The sequence below is a fragment of the Thermosynechococcus sp. genome (assembly GCF_046299635.1).
Lineage (GTDB): Bacteria > Cyanobacteriota > Cyanobacteriia > Thermosynechococcales > Thermosynechococcaceae > Thermosynechococcus.
Genome location: NZ_JBKBHV010000047.1, coordinates 1 through 2447, shown reverse-complemented (window position 1 = coordinate 2447; position 2447 = coordinate 1). Strand labels below are relative to the sequence as shown.

2 protein-coding genes are annotated in these 2447 nt (G+C 57.1%); one reads left to right on the top strand and one right to left on the bottom strand.

Translation table 11 applies throughout. The features are described 5' to 3' along the window. The first annotated feature begins 157 nt into the window (after nucleotides 1–157). Nucleotides 158–1774: a phospholipase D-like domain-containing protein gene (locus tag ACK4IR_RS12260; protein ID WP_409874637.1), complete on the top strand. Its 1617-nt coding sequence runs from the start codon at nucleotides 158–160 to the stop codon at nucleotides 1772–1774. Between the two features lie 21 nt (nucleotides 1775–1795). On the opposite strand, the gene ACK4IR_RS12255 is transcribed toward ACK4IR_RS12260, so the two are convergent. Continuing rightward, nucleotides 1796–2308 (bottom strand): adenine phosphoribosyltransferase, encoded by a 513-nt coding sequence (locus ACK4IR_RS12255; protein ID WP_409874636.1) that lies wholly within the window; start codon nucleotides 2306–2308, stop codon nucleotides 1796–1798. Nucleotides 2309–2447: the final 139 nt, after the last annotated feature.

Here is a 2447-nt window from a genome sequence, read left to right as displayed (position 1 = left end):
CAACAAGCTGAAATTGAGTAATTCCTCCCGCTGGTCGTCTGCCGCTTCACCAGCACTGCGGCACTTTTCAGGTAGCGTGTTTTGGCAAAAGTTGCGCTGGCGGCGCCATGGAGTGTATCTGCTGCTGTTTCTGCTGGGGCTATTGATTGCGGCTGCGATGCTCAGCCAATGGCGATCGCCCCTGTTAATTCGCCCCTCCCTCGACCCGCTGCCTCAGCATCCCCAGATTAAAGTCCACATGAATCACTCCCAAGCCCACCGTTACCCAGAACCCTATCGCCCCTATACCCGTGAAGGGGAAGACCTTGAGGCAATCATGATTGCGCAGATTGCCAAGGCGCAGCAGACCATTGATGTGGCGGTGCAGGAGTTTCGCCTGCCGAATCTAGCCAAGGCTCTGGCCGCCCAGCAGCGGGCAGGGGTACGGGTGCGGGTGGTGATGGAGAATACTTACACTGCTCCTTGGGCAACCTACAGTGCCGCTCAAGTGAGTGCCATGGATGCCAGGATGCGGGAGCGCTATAACGAGTGGAAAGCGCTGGTGGATACCGACGGCGATGGCCAACTCAGTCCTGCCGAATTGAGCGATCGCGACGTGCAGACAATTCTCAACGAAGCCAAGATTCCTTGGATTGATGACACTGCCGATGGCTCTAAAGGCAGTCTGCTGATGCATCACAAGTTTATTGTGATTGACAATCGCCAAGTAATTGCCACAACGGCGAACTTTACCCCCAGTGATGTCCACGGCGACCTAGGGCGCCCCGATACCCGGGGCAATGCCAACTCCCTCTTGGTGATTGATAGCCCCGCCGTAGCCCGCCTGTTTACGGAAGAATTTAACCTCCTGTGGGGCGATGGTCCCGCTGGTCAGCCCAACAGCCGCTTTGGGGTCAAAAAGCCGGTGCGTCCTCCCCAACGGGTAGCGGTGGGGGATGCCATGGTGACGGTGCGCTTTTCCCCTAGCCCGGCCTCTGTCCCTTGGCCGAACACCACCAACGGCCTCATCGCCCAGACCCTGAGTCGCAGTCGCCGCCAAATTGATTTGGCGCTCTTTGTTTTCTCCGATCAGGCATTGTCCGACGTGCTCGAAGAACGCCACCACCAAGGGGTGAGCATTCGCGCCCTCATTGACTCAGGCTTTATCTACCGTGACTTTAGCGAAGCCCTCGATATGATGGGGGTGGCGATGGCCAATACCGCCCAAGCCCGTCGAGGCCAGTGTTCCTACGAAGCCGGCAATCGCCCCTGGCAACAGCCCCTTCAAACCGTGGGTACCCCCCTCCTGCCAGAGGGGGATAAGCTGCATCACAAGTACGCCGTTGTTGACGATCGCACCGTGATCGTGGGTTCCCACAACTGGTCAGAGGCGGCCAATCACGGTAACGATGAATTCTTGCTGGTGATTGAGCATCCCACGGTAGCAGCCCACTATAAACGGGAGTTTGAACGGCTCTATCGCAATAGTCGGCTGGGACTACCGCAGCAGGTTCGCGATCGCATTCAAGAACAGTTGACCGCCTGCGGCGGTAAGATTGCTACTCGACCGGCGCCCGCGTCCAGACATGCGGCCAAGACGCCTACGGCACGGGTGAACTTGAATACAGCCACTGCCGCCGAACTGCAAACCCTGCCGGGGGTAGGTCCCAAGCTGGCGGCCGAAATTATCCGTGCCCGCGAGCAGAAGCCCTTTCAATCCCTAGCGGATTTAGATGCCGTGCCGGGGGTTGGGCCAAAACTCCTCGAACGTTTGCGCGATCGCGTGACGTGGTAGCGTCCTAAAATTAAGTCACACTTAATAAGTTACAAGGGTGGTAATCGGTACATCGGGAAGCTTTCGCCGCCCCCCTAAGTCCGTCAGCTCGACAATAAAGGCAAAACCATGGAGTTGGGCTTGCGCTTGTTGGATCAGACCCGCCGCCGCTGCTGCTGTGCCCCCCGTGGCAATCAGGTCATCGACAATTAACACCCGCCGACCCGGTTCGATGGCATCTTGGTGCATCTCCAGGCGATCGCGCCCATACTCCAACTCATACTCAATGGAGTACACCGGCGCACAGAGTTTCCCCGGCTTGCGCAACGGGATAAAGCCTGCCCCCAAGCGATAGGCCAAGGGAGCGCCGAAAATAAATCCCCGGGACTCGATGCCGGCCACATAGTGAATGCCATCGTTGGCGTGTTTTTCCACCAATTGGTCAATAACGTAGCGCAGGCCCGCCTGATTCTGTAGCAGCGTTGTTAAATCCCGAAACAAAATGCCCGGCTTAGGGAAGTCTGGGACATCGCGAATCAGGGATTTGAGATCCATAGGTAATGTATTTCCAATCAGTTCAGAAGCATCCTATCTTAGATCCTGCCGGTCTAACGCCAAAATTGACGCTCATCCCGCTAACGCTTCTCGTATAGCGGGAGATTCCCCCTTCACGGAGTCTTGGCTAGATGTCCCG

What these genes read in the sequence shown, in the direction of transcription:
- ACK4IR_RS12260 (WP_409874637.1), top strand. Translation starts at nt 158, where the DNA reads ATGCTCAGCCAATGGCGATCGCCCCTGTTAATTCGCCCCTCCCTCGAC.
- ACK4IR_RS12255 (WP_409874636.1), bottom strand. Translation starts at nt 2,308, where the DNA reads ATGGATCTCAAATCCCTGATTCGCGATGTCCCAGACTTCCCTAAGCCG.